The 19,013-nt window shown below is 66.1% G+C and carries 15 protein-coding genes and 1 tRNA gene; 9 read left to right on the top strand and 7 right to left on the bottom strand.

The window, feature by feature from the left end:
• The first annotated feature begins 98 nt into the window (after window positions 1-98).
• Together PP1Y_RS09085 and PP1Y_RS09090 are read left to right on the top strand one after the other, a co-directional pair.
• Window positions 99-1,244 carry an FIST N-terminal domain-containing protein gene (locus PP1Y_RS09085; RefSeq protein WP_013831969.1) on the top strand — a complete coding sequence of 382 codons (1,146 nt, stop codon included), beginning with the start codon at window positions 99-101 and terminating at the stop codon, window positions 1,242-1,244.
• Window positions 1,244-3,451: a PAS-domain containing protein gene (locus tag PP1Y_RS09090; protein ID WP_041558710.1), complete on the top strand. Its 2,208-nt coding sequence runs from the start codon at window positions 1,244-1,246 to the stop codon at window positions 3,449-3,451. Before PP1Y_RS09085 ends, PP1Y_RS09090 begins: the two co-directional genes overlap by 1 nt.
• A gap of 83 nt (window positions 3,452-3,534) precedes the next feature.
• Here the strand turns inward: PP1Y_RS09090 and PP1Y_RS09095 are convergent, their stop codons facing one another.
• The 4 genes from PP1Y_RS09095 to pedF all read right to left on the bottom strand — a co-directional run bounded on the left by PP1Y_RS09095 (window position 3,535) and on the right by pedF (window position 7,626).
• On the bottom strand, window positions 3,535-4,215 hold the full coding sequence (locus tag PP1Y_RS09095; RefSeq protein WP_013831971.1) for a response regulator transcription factor: 681 nt from the start codon (window positions 4,213-4,215) through the stop codon (window positions 3,535-3,537).
• Window positions 4,216-4,281: 66 nt separating this feature from the next.
• Window positions 4,282-6,024 (bottom strand): methanol/ethanol family PQQ-dependent dehydrogenase, encoded by a 1,743-nt coding sequence (locus tag PP1Y_RS09100; RefSeq protein WP_013831972.1) that lies wholly within the window; start codon window positions 6,022-6,024, stop codon window positions 4,282-4,284.
• A gap of 261 nt (window positions 6,025-6,285) precedes the next feature.
• Window positions 6,286-7,179, bottom strand: a complete 894-nt coding sequence (locus PP1Y_RS09105) for an ABC transporter substrate-binding protein (RefSeq protein ID WP_013831973.1) — start codon at window positions 7,177-7,179, stop codon at window positions 6,286-6,288.
• Between the two features lie 3 nt (window positions 7,180-7,182).
• Window positions 7,183-7,626, bottom strand: a complete 444-nt coding sequence (gene pedF / locus PP1Y_RS09110; protein ID WP_013831974.1) for a cytochrome c-550 PedF — start codon at window positions 7,624-7,626, stop codon at window positions 7,183-7,185.
• Between the two features lie 168 nt (window positions 7,627-7,794).
• Between pedF and PP1Y_RS09115 the strand changes: the two genes are divergently transcribed.
• The 5 genes from PP1Y_RS09115 to PP1Y_RS09135 all read left to right on the top strand — a co-directional run bounded on the left by PP1Y_RS09115 (window position 7,795) and on the right by PP1Y_RS09135 (window position 15,290).
• Window positions 7,795-8,796: a PQQ-dependent catabolism-associated beta-propeller protein gene (locus PP1Y_RS09115; RefSeq protein WP_013831975.1), complete on the top strand. Its 1,002-nt coding sequence runs from the start codon at window positions 7,795-7,797 to the stop codon at window positions 8,794-8,796.
• A gap of 114 nt (window positions 8,797-8,910) precedes the next feature.
• Window positions 8,911-10,311 carry a hypothetical protein gene (locus PP1Y_RS09120; RefSeq protein WP_013831976.1) on the top strand — a complete coding sequence of 467 codons (1,401 nt, stop codon included), beginning with the start codon at window positions 8,911-8,913 and terminating at the stop codon, window positions 10,309-10,311.
• Window positions 10,312-10,464: 153 nt separating this feature from the next.
• Window positions 10,465-12,483 (top strand): TonB-dependent receptor, encoded by a 2,019-nt coding sequence (locus PP1Y_RS09125; RefSeq protein ID WP_013831977.1) that lies wholly within the window; start codon window positions 10,465-10,467, stop codon window positions 12,481-12,483.
• Window positions 12,484-12,510: 27 nt separating this feature from the next.
• On the top strand, window positions 12,511-13,029 hold the full coding sequence (locus PP1Y_RS25575) for a cytochrome b (RefSeq protein WP_041558711.1): 519 nt from the start codon (window positions 12,511-12,513) through the stop codon (window positions 13,027-13,029).
• Window positions 13,026-15,290, top strand: a complete 2,265-nt coding sequence (locus PP1Y_RS09135; RefSeq protein WP_041558712.1) for a TonB-dependent receptor — start codon at window positions 13,026-13,028, stop codon at window positions 15,288-15,290. Before PP1Y_RS25575 ends, PP1Y_RS09135 begins: the two co-directional genes overlap by 4 nt.
• A 6-nt stretch (window positions 15,291-15,296) precedes the next feature.
• Here the strand turns inward: PP1Y_RS09135 and PP1Y_RS09140 are convergent, their stop codons facing one another.
• A complete protein-coding gene (locus PP1Y_RS09140) occupies window positions 15,297-15,485 on the bottom strand; it encodes a hypothetical protein (protein ID WP_041558713.1) in 189 nt (62 codons plus the stop codon).
• 190 nt (window positions 15,486-15,675) lie between these two features.
• Window positions 15,676-16,272, bottom strand: coding sequence for a cytochrome c family protein (locus PP1Y_RS26340; protein ID WP_232512590.1), 597 nt, complete (start codon window positions 16,270-16,272; stop codon window positions 15,676-15,678).
• A 247-nt stretch (window positions 16,273-16,519) separates the two neighbouring features.
• Between PP1Y_RS26340 and PP1Y_RS09150 the strand changes: the two genes are divergently transcribed.
• Together PP1Y_RS09150 and PP1Y_RS09155 are read left to right on the top strand one after the other, a co-directional pair.
• Window positions 16,520-17,818 carry a DUF3422 domain-containing protein gene (locus PP1Y_RS09150; protein WP_013831980.1) on the top strand — a complete coding sequence of 433 codons (1,299 nt, stop codon included), beginning with the start codon at window positions 16,520-16,522 and terminating at the stop codon, window positions 17,816-17,818.
• Between the two features lie 70 nt (window positions 17,819-17,888).
• Complete coding sequence (locus PP1Y_RS09155) at window positions 17,889-18,746, top strand: nucleotidyltransferase family protein (protein WP_013831981.1); 858 nt, start codon at window positions 17,889-17,891, stop codon at window positions 18,744-18,746.
• A 107-nt stretch (window positions 18,747-18,853) separates the two neighbouring features.
• On the opposite strand, the gene PP1Y_RS09160 is transcribed toward PP1Y_RS09155, so the two are convergent.
• A tRNA-Leu gene (locus PP1Y_RS09160) sits at window positions 18,854-18,940 on the bottom strand.
• Window positions 18,941-19,013 lie beyond the last annotated feature (73 nt).

Consider the following 19,013-nt stretch of genomic DNA (forward strand, 5'->3'; position numbering starts at 1 on the left):
ATTTCCTTGGCGGCCGGCTGGCATGGCCCTAGGAATCCGGGAGACCGGCACTCGCTCGCAAGACAGAAGCGAGGCCGGCGGGAGACAGGCGAATGGACATGGAAGTGCAGCATGGCAAGGACCGGCTGGTGGCCAGCACCTCGCGCGCGCAGGACCCGGTGGCTGCCGTGGCCGAACTTGTCGAAGGGCTGGACGGCTGCGAGTTGGCCGGCGGCCTGCTGTTCTGTTCGCACCGCTATCCGCGTGACGACCTGGCCCGCGAACTGGGCCGCTCTTTGCCGGGGGTGCCACTGGTCGGCTGCACCAGCGCCGGGGAACTGACCGATCGCGGTTACGATACCGACAGCCTTCTGCTGATCGGCTTTCCGGCCTCCAGCTTTTCGATGGCGGCGCTGCGCTTCGACGATCTCGATCATTTCGATCCGCAGACGGCGCAAGGAGCGATCCGCCAGCTCGTTTCCGGCGCGCGGCTGGATCATGGCGCGGCCGGCGACCTGCATCAGGTCGCGCTGTTCTTCGTCGATGGCCTTTCGCACCGCGAAGAACTGCTGACGATGACGGCGCAGCACGCCCTGGGCGATGTCCAGCTCATCGGCGGTTCGAGTGGGGACGACCTATCCTTTGCAGAGACCGCGGTGCTGCACGAGGGCGAATTTCATTCCGATGCCGCGGTAATCGCGCTGCTCACCAGCCGGCGGCCGATGCACGTCTTCAGTGCCAGTCACTACCAGCCCGGTCCGGCCAAGATGGTCATCACGCAGGCCGATCCGGAAACGCGCACGGTCTTCGAGATCAACGCGGCGCCGGCTGCGGAAGAATACCGGCGGCTTGCCGGAAGCCCGGCCGAGACGCTCGACGTCCACTTCTTCGCAGCCCATCCGCCCATGGTGCGCACCGGCGGGCAGTACCACGTGCGCTCGATCCAGTCGGCCAATCCCGACGGCAGCCTGACTTTCTACTGCGCCATCGATACCGGGGTGGTCTTGACCATCGGCGAGCCGGTCGACCGCATTGCCTGGCTGCGCGAACTGTTCGGCAAGGTGGGCGCGCGGGTCGGCGAGATCGATCACATCATCGGTTTCGACTGCGTGCTCAACCGGCTGGATGCCGAGGACCGCCAGATCTCGCGCGAGATTTCGGCGCTCTACTCCGAGTTCAACGTACTGGGCTTCAGCACGTATGGCGAGCAGTTCCTGGCCGCGCACATGAACCAGACCTTCAGCGGCCTGGCGATCGGACGCTGATGGCGATGGGCATGGCGGCGGATACCGGCGAGGTGGAAGAGCTGAAGCTGCGGATTGCCCGGCTGGAAAAGATCAATGCGGCGCTGATGGATCGGGTCGAGCGCTCGACCGACATTCAGGGCGGGGCGTTCTCGATGTTCGAGACGGCGATTTCGCTGGAAGCCATGGTGCGCGACCGCACCGGGGCGCTCGAGGAAGCGCTGGGCCGCCTCAACGATGCCAATGCCGAACTGGCCGCCGCACATGCCGCGGCCAGTTCGGCCCGGACCCTTCTGCGCGATGCGATCGAGTCGCTGAGCGACGGCTTCGCGCTTTTCGGCAGCGACGACCGCATGGTGCTGTGCAACCGCGCCTTCCTGAAGATCTTTCCCTATTTCGAGGACATCAGCGAGGCCGCGCCCGAGTTCTCGCAGCTGGCCTCGCACCTTGCCCAGTCGGGTGCGGCCCTGGCATCGCGCGATGCACCCGAACGCTGGCTGCAGGACCGGGTGGCGCGCCATCGCCTGGCGCAGGGTGCGCATGTGCAGGCGCTGTCGGATGGGCGCTGGATCCAGATCAACGAACTCAAGACCAGCGACGGCGGCACCGTCGGCATCTACACCGACATCACCTCGGTCAAGGCCGAGGACGCCCGGCAGCGCGCCCGCGAACTGGCCGAACGCAACCTTGCGCTGCAGGCGACGCTCGATACCCTGTCCGAAGGCGTCTGCCTGTTCGATCCGCAGCGGCGCCTGCAGGCCTGGAACGAGGGCATGTTGACGATCCTCGGGCTGGGTACGGACGCCCCGGGAAACGGGCTCGACAATCACGCCGCGCTCTCGGAATGGTGTATCCTCAATCTTGGTCTCGACCGGCCCGATGCGCTCGACTGGCGCGAGGGCGGGGCTGCGCAGGTGGCGACCCAGTGCATGATCGCCGAACGGCATTTCACCGTGCGTTCGGTCCCGCTCAAGAACGGCGGCATGGTCTTCACTTTCGACGACGTGACCGACCGCGTGCGGTTCCAGCGTTCGTTGACCGAGACAGCCGAGACGCTTGAGCGGCGGGTCGCCGAACGCACGGCCGAACTCGTCGATCTCAACCGCCAGCTCGTCGAGGCGAAGAATGAGGCGGAGACGGCCAACCGTTCGAAGACCAGCTTCATCGCCGCTGCCAGCCATGACCTGCTGCAGCCGCTCAATGCCGCGCGGCTGTTCGTTTCGGCGATGGACGGGCAGGACATGCCGGCCAAGTCGCACAGCCTCGTGCAGCAGGCCTCGACCGCGCTGGACTCGGTGGAAGACTTGCTCGAAGCGCTGTTCGAGATTTCGCGTCTCGATGCCGGGGCGATCCAGCCCGAGTTCACCGATATCTCGCTCAACCAGATCCTGCGCGCCTTGCGGATCGAGTTCGCCCCGCTGGCGCAGGCCGGCAAACTTGCCTTCGACGTTCCCGAAACCGCGCTGTGGGTGCGCAGCGATCAACGCCTGCTGCGCCGGGTGCTGCAGAATTTCGTCTCGAACGCGATCCGCTATACCGAAGAGGGCCGCGTCGCGGTGGAATTGACCCTGAAGGGCGATCAGGTGGTCGTCACCGTACGCGACACCGGCCCGGGCATAGCCGCGTCCGATCGTGACGAGATTTTCGAGGAGTTCCGCCGCATCGGCAAGACGCAGAAGATCCCGGGCAAGGGGCTGGGCCTTGCCATCGTGCGCCGCGTCTCGACGATGCTCGGCCATGAGCTCGGCCTGGAAACGGCACTGGGAGCGGGGGCGGCGTTCTCGATCCGCCTGCCGCGCGCCGAACCGGCTGCGCTGCCGGCCGAAGCGCGGCCTGCAGCCGTGAACGGCGCCAGCGAAGCCGGGGGGCTCGTTCTCGTGGTAGACAACGACCCGGCAATCCTTTCCGGCATGGAAGCCCTGCTGGAGAACTGGGGGCTCGATGTCGTCGCCGTCGGCGATCCGCAGGACCCGGCCGCGCTGACTGCCATGAAGCAGGGCCCGGCCATGCTGATCGTCGACTACCACCTCGACGACGAGGTGACCGGGGATGTCGCAATTGCCCAGCTGCGTGAGAAGGCGGGCTCGCAAGTGCCGGCAATGGTGATTACCGCCGATCGCGGCGAGGAGACCAAGGCGCGGCTTGCCGGGCTGTCGCTTCCGGTCCTGCACAAGCCGGTAAAGCCCGCTCAATTGCGGGCCCTGCTGCGCCAGCTCGAGGTGATCTGACCAGGCGCGGTTTGGCAGAGAACTTCGACAAGCTCATCCTGAGCCTGTCGAAGGCTGGGGAACTTGGCGCCACCTGGCCGCGATCACCCCCTGAAACCGATCTTTCCCGCCATGATCACCGCCTGCGTGCGGCTGAAGACGTTCATCTTCTGCAGGATTGCCGAGACGTGGGCCTTCACCGTCGTCATCGAGACGTCCAGCTCATAGGCGATCTGCTTGTTGAGCCGCCCGGCGACGAGATGGCCGAGGACGACGCGCTGCTGCGGGGTGAGGCTGTCGATGCGCGCGCGGATGAGGTCTTCTTCCGCGGCTTGCGTATCGTCGACCTCCAGTTCGGGCATATAGATCTCTCCGGAGAGGACCTGTTGCAGGGCATCGACGATCGCGGCACGCTTCAGTGACTTTGGCACGAAGCCCGCCGCGCCGGCGGCCAATGCATCGCGCACCACGTTGCGGTCGCACACGCCCGAGACCATCACGACCGGTGTCGCAGGGAAGTCGTCGCGCAGGCGTTCCAGCCCGGAAAGGTGCGAGACGTCGGGGATGTTGAGGTCGAGCAGCATCAGGTCGACGTCGCCCGATGCCGACAGCACCTGCAGGGCGCTTTCCAGGCAGTCCGCCTCGAGGATCTCGCAGTCGGGGAAAGTATCGTCGAAGATCGAGCGCAGGCCGTCACGGACCAGCGAATGGTCGTCGACGATCAGGACGCGGTCCGGTGCGGTGAACTCTTCCATGGTTCTGTCCCTGGCGACCAATATGCTCATGAAGTTAACCCGGGGAGGTTGGGCGCGCCAGTCCCGGACTGGCGCGCCGGTTGCCGTGCTGACCGCTTACTTGGGCAGCTTGAACACCCAGAGCATGCCGCCCTGGCTGATTTCCTTGAACGTCTTGGCGACTTCGCCGCCCCAGAGCGGAACCGCGCCGCCCCAGCCGGACATCACCGCGACGTACTGTTCGCCGTCCTGCATCCAGGTGATCGGCGAACCGACGACGCCCGATCCGGTCTGGAACTTCCACAGCTCCTTGCCCGTCTTTGCATCGAAGGCCTTGAGGTAGCCTTCCGGCGTACCGGTGAAGACGAGGTTGCCGTGCGTGGTCAAGACGCCGCCCCACAGCGGCGCCGCATTCTTGTATTCCCACACGATCTTGCCGGTCTTCGGGTCCATCGCGCGCAGGGCGCCGATGTGGTCTTCGGCGATCGGCCTGATGGTGAAACCCGCGCCGAGGTAGGCCGCGCCCTTCTTGTAGGCGATCGGTTCGTTCCAGATGTCCATGCCCCAGTCGTTGGAGGGCACGTAGAACAGGCCGGTATCCTGCGAATAGGCCATCGGCATCCAGTTCTTGCCGCCCAGGAACGAAGGCGAGGCGAACACCGACTTGCCCTTGTCCGGACCGGCCGGTGCGCCGGGGCGGTTGGCATCGACGTAGTTGGGACGGCCGGTCTTGAGGTTGATGCCGTTCGCCCAGGTCGTCTCCATCACGAACTTGTGCGCGCCCAGAAGCTTGCCGTTGCTGCGGTCGAGCACATAAAAATAGCCGTTGCGGTCGGCCTTGGCGCCCAGCTTCATCGGCTTGCCGTTCATCGTCGCGTCGAAGGGAATGAATTCGTTGACGCCGTCGAAGTCCCAGCCGTCGTGCGGGGTGGTCTGGTAGTGCCACTTGATGACGCCGGTATCGGCGTCGATGGCCAGGGTGGAACTGGTGTAGAGGTTGTCGCCCGGGCGCAGGTGGCTGTTCCAAGGCGCCGGGTTGCCGGTGCCGAAGAACAGCAGGTTGGTGCCCGGATCATAGGTGCCGCCCAGCCATGTGGCGCCGCCGCCCGTCTTCCACATGTCGCCCGGCCAGGTCGCGCCGGTCTTGCCTGTCACGCCGTTTTCCTTGCCGTTGAGCATGCCCATGTGGCCTTCGATGGTCGGGCGCGACCAGATCAGCTCGCCGGTGTCGACGTTGCGCGCCTGCACTTCGCCGATGATGCCGAACTCGCCGCCGGAATTGCCTGTGATGACCATGTCCTTGACGATCAGCGGAGCGGCGGTGGCAGAGTATCCCGCCTGATAGTCGGCGAGCTTTTTGTTCCATACGACCTTGCCGGTCTCGCGGTTGAGCGCGATGAGGTGCGCATCGAGGGTTGCGAAGATCACCTTGTCGCCGTGAATCGCCGCGCCGCGGTTGACCACGTCGCAACACGGCATAATCGCGTCAGGCAGGCGGGCGTCGTATTCCCACTTCTTCTCGCCGGTGCGCGCATCGAAAGCGAAGAGACGCGAATAGGAACCGGTGACGTAGATGGTGCCGTCATATACCAGCGGCTGGGCTTCCTGACCGCGCTGCTTTTCCCCGCCGAGCGAGGCCGCGAAGGCCGGCACGAGCTTGCTGACATTGTCGCTGTTGAGCGTGTCCAGCGGCGAGAAGCGCTGCTGCCATGGCCCCAGGCCATAGCTGAGAACGTCGCCGGTGGATTCGGCATCCTTCATGAGGTCGGCGCTGGTCGGGCCGGCCGCATGGAGCGGTACGGCTATCGTACTGCCAGCCGCGGCGAGCACCGCGATGAGTTTTGAGAAACGCCGCTTCATCCTATCCCTCCTTGTTGCTTGTGCGCCGAGTTCAGGTGCCGGTAGTCGACCTGGTGCCCCCGGACGTCGACGGTCAGCCTAGTCGTTGGAGAGGGGCGGACAATTGAACCTTGGGACAAGACGGGAGGAGTATGCGCATCTTCGGGAAGCTGTCGCAGGGCGCGCGGCAAGGGCGGCCAGAAGCGGGCGGGTCGCGCGGATGTCGGGGAAGGATGCGGTTCGGGGGACGCCGGTCGCAGTCGGCGTCCCCGTCCCCCTGGTTCACGAAGCGGAGGGCTGGGCGGCAAGAGCCGGCTGCCACTCGACCCCGTGTCGAGCGAAGATCGTCTTCATCCGGCCGTCTGCGGCCATGGCCATGATCTCTTCCTCGAGGACGAAGCCGAGCGAGCGGCTGTTTTCCTTGACCGCGATGCCGATGTCCCATCCCGGCGAAAGCATCGCGGGCAGCGGTCCCTTGCGCTTGCGGATCGCGGCATCGGGATGGTCGGCAAGCACGGCCTCGATCTGCGCGCGACTGGCGACGGCGAAGTCGGCCTTGTCCTCGCCCAGCGCCGCGACCGCGGCATAGCCGCTCGGCAGGTGGGTCACGTCCCTGGCAAGAATGCCGCCGAAGCTGCCCAGCAGGTAGAAGTCGGGGATCGAATCCAGTTCGGCCGCCAGTCGCCTGCCGCGCATCTGGACGGGTGGGGCCTCGCAATCGCCGATATCGGCCGCGCAGGCCGCGCCGAAGCTCTCGCGGTAATAGGGTGCGAGGAACACGACGTTGTCCTCCTGCGCCATGATCTGGCGGTCGAACGGCACGTGCAGCATCACGTCGCAGCGCTGGAAGCCCAGCAGGCCGCCGCGCCATACGACGTTGCGCAAGTCGTCCGACAGCTCCTCGTCGGCCGGGAACAGCGCGATGTCGGCGCGCACGCCAAGATGTTCGGCCAATGCGCGGGCAAGCTCGACATCGATCCCCGAGGGCGTGCCGTCCCGGTCCCACGACCATGGCCGGTTGTCGGCATAGAGCCCGACGCGCAGCACGCCCAGTTCGCGGACTTTCTCCAGCGGGGCGGCGAGCAGCGGTGCCGGGCGCAGGGCGGCAGGCAGGGCGAGCGCGCCGAGCGCGCCCGCCAGCCCGGTCAGGAACGACCTGCGGCTATCGCCTGCCACCTCTCAGTCCTCGGTGTGCTGGGTTTCCAGCCAGGCGCGGATCGCCCAACCGGCCTTTTGCCCCAGCACATCGCCGAAGGGCGGCATGTAGACCTTGCCGTCGTGGCTGGAGCCGTGGCGGAAGCGTTCGACGAACCATTCGTCTCCCGATGCGCCCAGTTCGAGATAGCGCAGGTCCGGCGCGATACCGCCGGAAATCGCCTGCAGGCCGTGGCAGCGCGCGCAGTTCTGGCCATAGGCGGATTCGCCGATCTCGATGGCCTTCCGGTTGCCGGTATAGGGGTTCTCTTCGAGCCAGTGGTCGTTGCCACCCTCGATATCGGGCAGGGCGCTGGTGTCGACCGCCTGCGGCGTCACGTTGCCGTGCGCATGGAGGTTGCCGGCGATGGAGAGGGAAGCGATGGCTGCCGCGCCAAGCAGGGCCGAGCGGCCGATTGTCAGTTTCATGGTCAGTCATCCTCTGCGACTTGCGGCCTTGCGACTTCGGATTGCCTCCGGTTGCCGCCGCCTTGTTGCCGTTCTGGATAACCGAGAGCCGCGCGCCGCCCCAATTGGACTATGGTACCAGACCAAGGTGCAATTCCCTGCGGGCGGGCACGTGATAGGCTTGCCGTCATGGAGAGATGCCTGAACCGGATCGCGCTGGTCGCTTGCGCCGCGCTCTCGCCGCTCGTTTGCGCCGCACCCGCACTTGCCGGGGACCAAAGCGCCGCGACCAGGGCCTACGTCAGCAATGAGCGTTCCTCGACGGTCACTGTTGTCGACCTCGTTAGCGGCAAAGCCGTAGCGAACTGGCCGGTGGGCCATCGCCCGCGCGGCATCGCGCTCACCCGCGACGGCAAGTACCTGCTTGTCTGCGCCAGTGCCGACAACGCCGTGGAAATGCGCGATCCGCAGACCGGGGCGCTCGTCTCGGTCCTGCCCTCGGGAGCCGATCCGGAGCAGTTCTTCGCCTCGCACGACGGGAGGCTGCTGTTCATTGCCAACGAGGACGACGGCGCGGCCACTGCGGTCGATCTCGCCAAAGGTCGCCTTGCCTGGCAGGTTTCGGTCGGGGAAGAGCCGGAAGGGATCGCCGAAAGCCCCGATGGCAAATGGCTGCTCGTCACCAGTGAGGAGGACGCGACCGTCGCCTGGATCGACCTCGCCACGCGCGAAGTGGTCGAGGAAATGGAGACGCAGACCCGGCCGCGCCACGTCGAATTCACGCCCGACGGCGCCCATGTGTGGGTGGCCGCGGAAATGGCGGGTGTCGTCCAGATCGCCGATGTCGCGAGCCGCTCGGTAATCGCGACCATCGCCTTCGCCCCGCCCGGCGTGCCGGCATACAAGGTCATGCCCTGCGGCATCCGCTTCACGCCCGATGGCCGCACCGCCGTCGTCGCATTGGGGCGGGCCAATGCTGTGGCGGTGATCGACGTCGTCAGCCGCGAGGTGCGCGGCTACATCGCCGTGGGCGAGAGGCCCTGGCACCTGGCGATCCTGCCCGGCGGCAAGCGTGCACTCGTCGCCAATGGCGGCAGCGACGACCTTTCGGTGGTCGACCTCGAGGCACTGGCAGTCACGGCGACGATCCCCGCGGGCGAAGGACCTTGGGGCGTCGCGATCGGCCATTAGCCCTCGTTCCAAAGTACAGGAACCAAAGTCCAATACCCGCCGGGGCACTCCCGGCCCATCATCTTCCCCAGTCGCAGGAATAGTCGACACCATCTTACCGAAGGGGGAAGGATAATGATCTCCAGGATCATTCTACGTGGCTCTGCCGCGCTGGGGGCACTCGCCCTGGCAAGCGCGCCGGCATATGCCGGAACGGGCGAAACGCTGCTCAAGCGCCTTCATGAAAAAGGCATCCTGAGCGATGACGAATACGCCGAATTGCTGGCCGAGGAACAGGCGCAAGCGGCTCCGCCGTCCAGCGCCGCACCGATGGAAAGGGCACAGGAAACGCTCGATTCCAGCCGTATGGTGCGCATGACCGAAAGCGGCATCGGCATGGAAGTCGGCCCCGCCACGATCAGGTTCTCCGGCTCGGTCAACGGCTTTTATGTCCACGACAATCCGGACACGCCCTCGGCCACGACCAGCGTGGTGGGCGGCATCGCCAGTGTCGGCACCCGCAATTCCAGCGCGGTGCGAAACGGTCTGCTGCCCGGCTACCTGACCGTTTCGGTCTCGACCAAGCAGGAGGGCTGGGACATCGGCGCCTTCTTCGGTCTCTATCCCGGCATCAATTCGACTGCCTGGGGGGCGCTGGGCGCAAACAACGGGGGCCAGCCGACGGCGCTGGCGACGGCGGGTATCGATGCCCGCCAGACCTACCTGACATTCGGCAAGCCCGGGCTGGGCACGATCAAGATCGGCCGCGATATCGGCCTCTTTGCCTCGGAAGGCATCCTCAACGACATAACGCTGTTGTCCTCGGGCACGCCGGGCAACAACGTCGCACCGGGCAATACGACGCTGGGCCGCATCGGCGTGGGCTACATCTACACCGATTTCCAGCCGCAGATCACGTATACCAGCCCCAAGTTCTCGGGTTTCCAGGCCTCGGTCGGCGTCTTCCAGCCGCTCGATTCCCTGACCGGTCCGGCGCAGAGCAATGCCAGTCCGGGCGTGCAGGGCAAGCTGACTTATGACGGCAAGCTCGGCGGTATCGGCACCCGGTTCTGGGTCTCCGGCGTCAGCCAGAAGCACGACATCGCGGCAGGCGGCAGCTACACAGGCAAGGGGCTGGACCTGGGCGGCAAGGTCACGGCGGGACCGATTGCGGTGACCGGTTACTACTATACCGCCAGGGGCCTTGGCACGACGGTCTTCGGCCTCTTCGATACCGACGCCTTGGGCAATCCGCGCAAGAGCGACGGCTTCTATGCCCAGGCTCTCGCTACTTTCGGCAAGATCGGAGTCGGTGCCAGCTACGGCGAAAGCTCGCTGCACCATGCCAATGCGGCCGACGTGCTGGCCAATCCCGATCTGGTCAAGACCAACTCCAGCTATGTCGGACAGCTTCGCTACGGCCTGACGAGCTGGGTCACGCTTATCGGCGAATACGTTCACTCGAAGGCCAGGGCCCACAGCGGCAACGCGGCCGAGAGCGATGCCATGGCGCTGGGCGGGATCCTCTTCTTCTGAGGCGCTTCCCGACCCCGTGCGGCGTGCTTCCCCGCCGCACGGGGCATCCCGGCAGTCCCGCCTCCTACCGGGGCTGCCGGGATCTCCGGCTCCCTTTTTCGTCACCCGTAGGCAGGTCGCAGAGATATGGATGACTTTCGTTTCCCGGGTGCCATGCGTGGCCCATTCACCATCACCGCCACGGCGCTTGCGCTGGCCTTGCTGTCCCCGGGCCTCGCGCAGGCCGAGGAGGCCGCCGATGCGGGCGAAATTCTCGTCACCGGGCGCGGGCTTGAGGAAACCCCGGGGACGCCCGCCTATTCCACGGTAGAGATCGAGCGGAAGGAGATCCTCTCTGCGCCGTCCGGCCGGATCGAGGACGTGCTGACCTCGGTCGCAGGTTTCCAGCAGTTCCGCCGTTCCGACAGCCGATCGTCCAATCCTTCGGCGCAGGGCGTGACCTTGCGGGCGCTGGGCGGCAATGCCTCTAGCCGCGCACTGGTCCTGCTCGACGGGGTGCCGATGGCCGATCCCTTCTTCGGCTACATTCCGCTTCCCGCCCTGGCTCCCGACCGCCTGGGCCGTATCCGGGTTACGCGCGGCGGCGGTTCCGGTCCCTTCGGTTCGGGCGCGCTCTCGGGCACGATCGAGCTGGATAGCGCCGCGACCGAGGATCTCGGCCTGGTCTCGGGCAGCATCATCGCCAACCAGCGCGGCGAAACCGAGGCGAGCGCCTCGATCGCGCCGCAACTGGGATCGGGATTCGTCGTCGCCAGCGGGCGCTGGGATCGCGGCAAGGGCTTCTGGACCACGCCGGGTGACGAGCGCGTTCCCGCTTCTGCCCGTGCGCGCTTCGATTCATGGTCGGCCAGTCTGCGTGCGATCGCACCGCTTGCGGGCGACGTGGAACTGCAGGCCCGCGGCCTCGTCTTCGGGGACCGCCGCAGCCTGCGCTTCCGGGGCGCGGACAGTGCAACCGAAGGGCAGGATGCCAGCCTGCGTCTTGTCGGTCGGGGTGGCTGGAAGTTCGATGCGCTGGTCTATGTCCAGGCCCGCAACTTCAGCAATGTCGTCGTCAGCTCGACACGCTTCGTGCCGGTGCTCGACCAGTACAAGACGCCCGCGACCGGGATCGGCGGCAAGTTCGAACTGCGCCCGCCGCTGGGCGAGGCCCATGTGCTGCGGCTCGGTACCGACTGGCGGCGCACTTCGGGGACCATGCAGGAAGCGGCGATAAGTGCCTTTACCGGCAAGATCGCCGCGCGCCGACGGGCCGGTGGGCACAATACCGTCCTCGGATTCTTCGCCGAGGACGACTGGACGCTGGGGCCGGTCGTTCTCACCGGCGGCCTGCGCGGGGACAGGACGGTCATTGCAGGCGGGTATTTCACCGAGAGAAGCCCCGATGGCCTTGCCGTCAGCGACGAGCGCTACCCGGACCGGGCCGACTGGACATTGAGCTACCGCGCCGGCGTGCTGCTCCATGCAAGCGAGACCGTTGCGCTGCGCGCCTCGGCCTACAGCGGGCTGCGCCTGCCAACGCTCAACGAACTCTACCGGCCCTTCACCGTCTTCCCGGTCGTCACCCTCGCCAATGCCGCCCTGCGCAACGAGAAGCTCGAAGGTTACGAGGCCGGGGTCGATTTCACTGCGTCACCGGGTCTGAAACTCTCTTTGACGGCGTTTGAAAATCGCATCGAGAATGCCATTGCCAACGTCACCATCGCCGCCAACCTGCGTCAGCGCCGTAATCTACCGGAAATCCGTTCGCGCGGGATCGAGGCCGCAGCGCACTTCGCGACCGGTCCGGTCAGGCTCGACGCCACGCTGGCATGGAACGATGCGAAGGTCCACGGCTCCGGGATTTCCGGGGATCTCGACGGCATGCGCCCGGCGCAGACACCGAGTCTTGCAGCCAGCGCGACCCTCGCATTCGTACCCGCCGACAGGTGGAGCATGGCGCTGACCCTGCGCCATGTCGGTGCGCAATTCGAAGACGACCTGCAGACCGACGTCCTTCCTGCGGCCACGACGCTCGATGCCCTCGTGGAAATCCCTCTCGGCGCGCGTGCCTCATTGATCCTGCGCGGCGAAAACCTGTTTGACGAGAAGATCATAACCCGTAACTCTGGCGGTTCGTTGGACCTAGGCGTGCCCCGCACGCTGTGGGCCGGGTTTCGCTGGGGTCTGTGATCCGGACCCTGATCATGAGGGCATTTGATGACGGTCGAGAAGTACAATCTGGGGGCCCGTTGGTTCCACTGGACCCTTGCGGTTCTCGTCATTCTCAATCTGGCGTCCGGCCTGCTGCACGAACCGCTGGAGAAAGTCGTCCAGCTTATGACCGTGCACAAGTCGTTCGGCCTGACCATCCTGCTGGTCACGATCGGGCGGATCGTCTGGCGCCTGCGCTGGAAAAAGCCCGAGCTGCCCGATCACGTTTCACCGATGGAGCGCATGGTCGCGTCGACCACGCATGTGGTGCTCTACGCCCTGATGCTGATCATGCCACTGACCGGCTGGATCTTCTCGTCGGCGGGCAAGTATCCGCTCAGCTACTTCGGCCTGTTCCTGTGGCCCAAGCTGCCGATCAGCAAGGACGGCCCGCTCGCAGGTCCGGCGCACGAAGGTCACGAGATCCTGGGCTGGGTGATGCTTGCGCTGGTAGTCCTGCATATCGCCGCCGCCCTGCGCCATCACTTCGTGCTCAAGGACGGTATCCTGCGCCGCATGATGTGAAGACCGGCCTGGCCGCGGCACTGGCTGCGGTCGCGCTGGTGTGGCCGGCCCCGTCCCGGGCGGACGAGGCGCCGCTGATCACGGTCGTCGCGCCCGGCGGCGCGATCGACCTCGACGAAGCCCGGGTCATCGATGCCCGGGCGCTCGATGCCGCGGCCCGGCCCGACCTTGGCCGCGCGCTGGAGCGAAAGGTACCGGGCCTTACTCTGGGCGGGGCGACCGGCAATGCCTGGCAGCCATCGATCGGTTGGCGCGGCTTTTCCGCTTCGCCGCTTCAGGGCGCGGAGCAGGGCCTTGCCGTCTATCTCGACGGCGTGCGCTTCAACCAGCCTTTCGGCGATGTCGTGCTTGTCGACCTGCTGCCCGAGGCGGCACTGGCGCGCGCGCGGCTCACCGAAGCGAGCCCGGTCCATGGCCGCAATGCGCTGGCCGGATCGCTGCTGCTTGAAACCCACGACGGCACGACACTGCACGGTCTGCGGCTCGCGCTCGACCGGGATAGCTTGGGCAGCATCGGAGGAATCGCGTCGGCCGGGCTTGGCGACGCGGATTCGAGCGTCCTGCTGGTAGCCGACCGGCGCGACGACGAGGGCTGGCGCGATGCCAGCCCCTCGCGGCTGGATCGGCTTTTCGCCAAGGGATTGCACGCCGGGCAGGGCTGGGGGCTGGAGGTACAGGCGCTGGCGGCCCGAACCCGCCTGACCGGCAATGGCGTTTCGCCGGTGGAACTGCTGGCCGCAGACTACCGCGCCGTTTTCACCCGCCCCGATACGACGCGCACGTCGTTTCTGCGCCTTGTCGCCGCGCCATACGTCGAACTGGGAGCGAGTGGACGGATCGAACTGCGCAGCCATTACCAGCGCCTCTCGCGACGAAGCGCCAATGGCGATCTTGCCGACTTCGGCCCCTGCGACGGCAAATCCGGATTCCTGTGCCTTGGCGACGAAGAAGACGGCTTTTCCGAGCCCCTGCTGTCGGGAGGGGCGGCGGTTGCCGTCGATCCCGCCGTCGCGGATTACGCCGTCTTCAACCGTGGCCGCGAGCGTACGCACGGCGGCGGCGCGACGCTGCAATGGCTCGATGAGCGCGAGACCGATCGTGGCACGCGCCGGTTCGCCGTCGGCCTCTCGTGGGAGCGGCACCGCACACGCTTTCGCGCAGTCAGTGAACTGGGCGCGCTGGAGGAAGACCGATCGGTCGAGGCGCTTGGCCACGTACTCGCCTCGGCGGACGGCGCGATCGCCCCGGTCGACGTGGATAGCCGGATGAGCGACCTGGCGCTGTTCGCAAGCGCCGAACAGCCGCTGACACGTGCGCTCACTGCCGAACTGGGCGCGCGCTGGGCACGCAATCGGGTCGAGCTCGACGACCGGCTCGGCACCGCCCTCGATGGCCGCCACCGCTTCGCCCGGATCAATCCATCGCTCGAATTCGACTATGCCTTGCAAAAGAACCTGCGCGCGACGGCGGGTTTCGCGATGACCAGTCGCATCCCGACGCCTGCGGAGCTTTCCTGCGCCGACCCCGAAGCGCCGTGTACATTGGCCAATTTCTTCATCGCCGACCCGCCGCTCAGGGCCGTCACCGCGCGCAACTGGCATGTCGGTCTGGAAGGCGCGCCGGGGAGACTGGGCTGGCGCCTGTCTCTCTGGCGCGCGGATACGCGAAACGATATCCGCATGGTTGCCTCGCAAGTGCGCGGGCGTGCCTACTTCGCGAATCTCGGGCGCAGCCGCAGGCAGGGCGTTGAGGCGTCGCTGGAATGGCACCGCGATGGCTGGCGCCTGAGCGCGGGCTACGCCTTCACCGACGCCCGGTTCCGCAGCCCGTTCCTGTTGTCGAGTCCGGCCAATCCCATGGCCGACGCGGAAGGGACGATCGCGGTTGCGCGCGGTGACCGGTTGCCCGGTACGCCGCGCCATGCGTTGAACCTCTACGCGGGCCGCGCGACGAACGCCTGGGAACTGGGCGCCGCGATGCGTGCGCGCACCGCGCAAGTGCTTATGGGCGATGAGGGCAACGACAATCCGCGCATACCTGGCTACGCCGTTTTCGACCTGTTCGGCAGGCTGACTCTGGCTCCGGGACTGGAACTGGCAGGCGAGCTGCGCAACCTATTCGACAAGCGCTATGCGACCGCAGGGACCTTCGCAGAAATCGAAAAGATCGACCTTGTCGAAGCCCCTGGTGCCAGCGACCCGCGCGCCTATGCCCCCGGCGCGCCGCGCCGCCTTACGGTTTCACTGCGCGCGCATTTCTAGGGGGGGTCAGTTGGACGGTAACTGGCCGGTCTGGTCCAGCCGCCGCCACACTTCGTCCATGGGTTCGATCACCGTGACAGTGCGGTTTTCGCCAAAGCGAATGCGCGTGCCATCCTCGACGGGCGTGATGAAAGTGACTTGTGTGGCATTGACGATGGCAGGCACCCTGTCGGTGGCGGTGAACTTCACGAACATAAACGGCTCTCCCATTTGTTTGCGCTGACGCTAGCCTGATTTCGGGAAGTTGCCAGCGGCATTTCACTGGCTTTGCGCAGACGTGCATTTTCCGATGCGGCGGGCGTATGACGGGGACGATTGCGTCACGGCGAGGCGGGATGCGTCATCCCCGCCGGCGCGGGGATGACGGGCAGGGACGAGCGGTCCCTCAACGTTGCTGCTTGAGGTAGTCGATGATGGTCTGCCGCTTGCCGGGGTCCTTGAGGCCGGGGAAGCTCATGCGGTTGCCCGGGACGAGCGCGCGTGGGTTCTCGATCCACTTGTCCAGCGTCGCCGCGTCGAAGGTCAGTCCCGAATTCTTCAGCGCATCGGAGAAACCGAAGCTGCCTTGCGCCGCCTTGGCACCATAGACGCCGTAGAGGTTGGGGCCGAGCTGGTCCGGAGCGCCCTTGACTGCGCTGTGGCAGACTGCGCAGCGCGCAAAGGCGGCAGGCGGTGCGGCCTCGGCAACCTTGACCGGCTCGGCCAGCGGTGTGGCAGCGGGTGCCGGTGCAGGGCTTGGCTTCGGGATCGGCGTGGACCTGGCTTCGAGCGTGGCTGACGGTGTCGGCTCGGAAGTACCGGTCGTCGGCTCCGCCTCAGGCAATGCGCTGGCGACGGGTTCGACCGGGGCAACCGCCGCAGGGGCTGTTTCGGCTGCAGCGGCGCTGACCGTTTGGGTCGGTTCAGGGGCGGCTGTCTCGTTGCCGCCGGAACAACCGGCCAGCATCAACGCCGACAGTCCCGCAGCAAGGTGAAAACGCATGAGATTATCTCCCGGATCTGATGTTGGCGCAGGTTTCGCACGGTCGCCGGGATGGCCGCTATTGCACTTTGGTTCCGTGCAGGACGCGGGAGGAGGAGGAGGAGGAAGAGGGAACGCGGGGCAGGACGGTCAATCCAGCGGGAATTGGTATTCCATACTTTCGGTCCGGTTGTGGACGCATGGCCTTCGGCGTTAACATGCCTCCATCGAATCCGGGCTGAAACCGGGCTCGCTTCAGGGATGAGCAATGGACAATGAGCACGAGTTGCGCCGAACCGTTGTCGGCGAAATGCACTTGCGACGCTGGCCTCTCCTGGAAGCGCCGTCCCTTGTCATCCAACTGGTCCGGGTGCTCGATGCCGGGGACCGTGAGGCTGAGCGCCTGGCGCTGGAAGAGCTGCCTCGAGGGGCCTGGATCGATTGCGCCGACAATCCGCGCCATGTGAAGGGCCTGTTCTCGCCCGGCGTTGCCTTTACGCTGGAACGGCACAGCGAGGCCAGCACGACCACTTTGTTCGTCAGGGATGGCACCCTCGAGGCGCTGTTCGCCCCGGCGCCGGAAAGCGACCTGGAAAAGGCGGTGGCCTGGGCCAATTCCCTGCCGGGCAAGTTGATTCGCGCGACCCGGCTGCTGCTGGTGGAGGACGAGGGCAAGGCGGGTGCGCTCCTGCCGCAGATCGGGATTGCAGATGACGAACTTGTATCCTGCCGTATCGGCACAGGGGAGGCGTTGGACGCCTCGGCGCGGATTTGGTCGGATTTTCGCCTGCGCGAGCAGGGCTTCGGCATCCTCATCGTGGCGGCCAACGGGATGCTGCCCGCGGACCTGACCCGCACCGTGCAGCGCCTGCAGGAACTGGGCAACTATCGCAATCTCGCGCTGCTCGGGCTCCCGGTCGCACGCGAAGGCTGGAAGCGGCTCGATCACATCGAGGCGATGCTGGGCAAGATGAACGGCGCTATCGCGCGGCCCGAAGTGACCGACGATTCGCTGCTGGAAGAAGTGACCAGCCTCTACATGGATCTCATCACCCACTCGGCCGAATGCGATTACCGGATGAGCGCGACCGAGGCTTATGCGACCATCGTCGAGGAGCGGCTGGTCGACCTTAACATCCGTCCATGCCCGGGGCACCTGTCGCTGACCGATTTCACCCAGCGCCGCTTCTTCCCGGCGGTGCGTACCTGCGCTGCCCATCGCCGCCGCGCCGAGCAACTCGCCCAGCGCACCGCGCAGTTCGTTTCGCTGTTCCGCACCCGGATCGAGACGCGCATCGAGAACCAGAACGGGCGGCTCCTCGCCTCGATGGAGCGCAATGCCACGCGCCAGCTGCGTCTGCAGCAATTGGTCGAAGGACTCTCTGTCGTAGCCGTGAGCTATTATGCCCTGGGCCTGTTGGCGAAGCTGCTGGAAGGGGTGGAAAGCGTCGTGCCCGGCCTGCACGCCCACTTCCTGACCGCGTTGATGGTGCCGTTCGTGCTCGCCGCGGTGTGGCTCGGGATACATCACATGAAGAGACGGATTCTCGAGCCCATGGCGAGGTAGCTTGTGACAATCCATGACAAAGGCTTCCCGGTCACGGGACTGTCACAAGTGCGCGGCATAGGCGCAGGCCATGGATGTTCGCAGTCTCTCGACCGATCAGGGCAACTTGCCGCAGCCGATCCGCCTGGTCGTTCTCGCCGGTCGTCCGCGTAAAGGGACAGATCCGCTCGCGCAGCGCTTCGGTGTGAGCCACAAGTGCCTGATCCCGCTCGCAGGAAAGCCGCTTATCGCGCATGTCCTGCAGACTGCAGTCAGCCACCCGCGGATCGCCAGCCTTGCCGTGTGTATCGAGCGCGACGGCTTCGAGCCGGTCTACGACGTCCTGACGCGTCTGCCCGGGCGCGGAACGGTGGCCCTGATCGAGGCACGCGATTCCCTGGCGGACAGCGTACACGCCGCGGTGGAGGGCTGGGACGGGGCAATCATCGTCACCACCGCCGATCATGCGTTGTTGACCGGGTCATCCATCGATGCCCTGCTCGATACACTGGAAACTGCGGACATCGCCTTTGCCCTGACCCGGCGCGAATGGGTGGAGGAGGCCCATCGCGCAGGCCACGGCCATTATCTCAGGCTGCGCGACGGTGAATTCGCTGCCTGCGACCTTTACGGCATGTCAGGCCGCCAGGCCCTGCGTGCGATCGAGGTGTTTCGCGGCGACCGGTTCGATCGCAGCGGCCAGCGCATCGCGCGCGCAACCGGGGCGCTTGGCCTGCTGCGGGTCATGCTCGGGCTGGAGACGCTCTATGGTGCGATTGCGCGGGCTTCCCGGCGCCTTGCGCTCAAGGTCGGTGCGGTCATTCTCGGAGATGGCAGCCAGGCGATCGACGTCGATGACGACCGCACATACGCTGTGGTACGCGATCTGCTTGAGACGCGCGAGGCCGAAGGGATCGAGGAAGACGTGCCGCAACTCGCTGTCGCCTGACGGCGGGGGCACAGCTCCTGCATCGATTTTCAGGATTGCCTGCCAAGGCTGAGGCGGGACTTGTTCCCTGGCCTCAGGCCCCTGAATTGTTTCGCCAATTCAGGGGATGGTGCGGTCGAGAAGACTCGAACTTCCACGGGCTTTCGCCCACAACGACCTCAACGTTGCGCGTCTACCAATTCCGCCACGACCGCTAAATCAAACGGGGCTTGGTTCGCACCAGCCCCGTGGCAGGAGCGCGCCATTAGCAAAGGGATTGGGGGGCTG

Origin of the sequence: Novosphingobium sp. PP1Y, from assembly GCF_000253255.1 — a bacterium.
GTDB lineage: Bacteria > Pseudomonadota > Alphaproteobacteria > Sphingomonadales > Sphingomonadaceae > Novosphingobium.

Coding starts and splice junctions, on each gene's coding strand:
- PP1Y_RS09090 (WP_041558710.1), top strand. CDS start 1,244: ATGGCGATGGGCATGGCGGCGGATACCGGCGAGGTGGAAGAGCTGAAG.
- PP1Y_RS09120 (WP_013831976.1), top strand. CDS start 8,911: ATGATCTCCAGGATCATTCTACGTGGCTCTGCCGCGCTGGGGGCACTC.
- PP1Y_RS09085 (WP_013831969.1), top strand. CDS start 99: ATGGAAGTGCAGCATGGCAAGGACCGGCTGGTGGCCAGCACCTCGCGC.
- PP1Y_RS09155 (WP_013831981.1), top strand. CDS start 17,889: ATGGATGTTCGCAGTCTCTCGACCGATCAGGGCAACTTGCCGCAGCCG.
- PP1Y_RS25575 (WP_041558711.1), top strand. CDS start 12,511: ATGACGGTCGAGAAGTACAATCTGGGGGCCCGTTGGTTCCACTGGACC.
- PP1Y_RS09140 (WP_041558713.1), bottom strand. CDS start 15,485: ATGTTCGTGAAGTTCACCGCCACCGACAGGGTGCCTGCCATCGTCAAT.
- PP1Y_RS09100 (WP_013831972.1), bottom strand. CDS start 6,024: ATGAAGCGGCGTTTCTCAAAACTCATCGCGGTGCTCGCCGCGGCTGGC.
- PP1Y_RS09095 (WP_013831971.1), bottom strand. CDS start 4,215: ATGAGCATATTGGTCGCCAGGGACAGAACCATGGAAGAGTTCACCGCA.
- pedF (WP_013831974.1), bottom strand. CDS start 7,626: ATGAAACTGACAATCGGCCGCTCGGCCCTGCTTGGCGCGGCAGCCATC.
- PP1Y_RS09125 (WP_013831977.1), top strand. CDS start 10,465: ATGCGTGGCCCATTCACCATCACCGCCACGGCGCTTGCGCTGGCCTTG.
- PP1Y_RS09150 (WP_013831980.1), top strand. CDS start 16,520: ATGGACAATGAGCACGAGTTGCGCCGAACCGTTGTCGGCGAAATGCAC.
- PP1Y_RS09115 (WP_013831975.1), top strand. CDS start 7,795: ATGGAGAGATGCCTGAACCGGATCGCGCTGGTCGCTTGCGCCGCGCTC.
- PP1Y_RS26340 (WP_232512590.1), bottom strand. CDS start 16,272: ATGCGTTTTCACCTTGCTGCGGGACTGTCGGCGTTGATGCTGGCCGGT.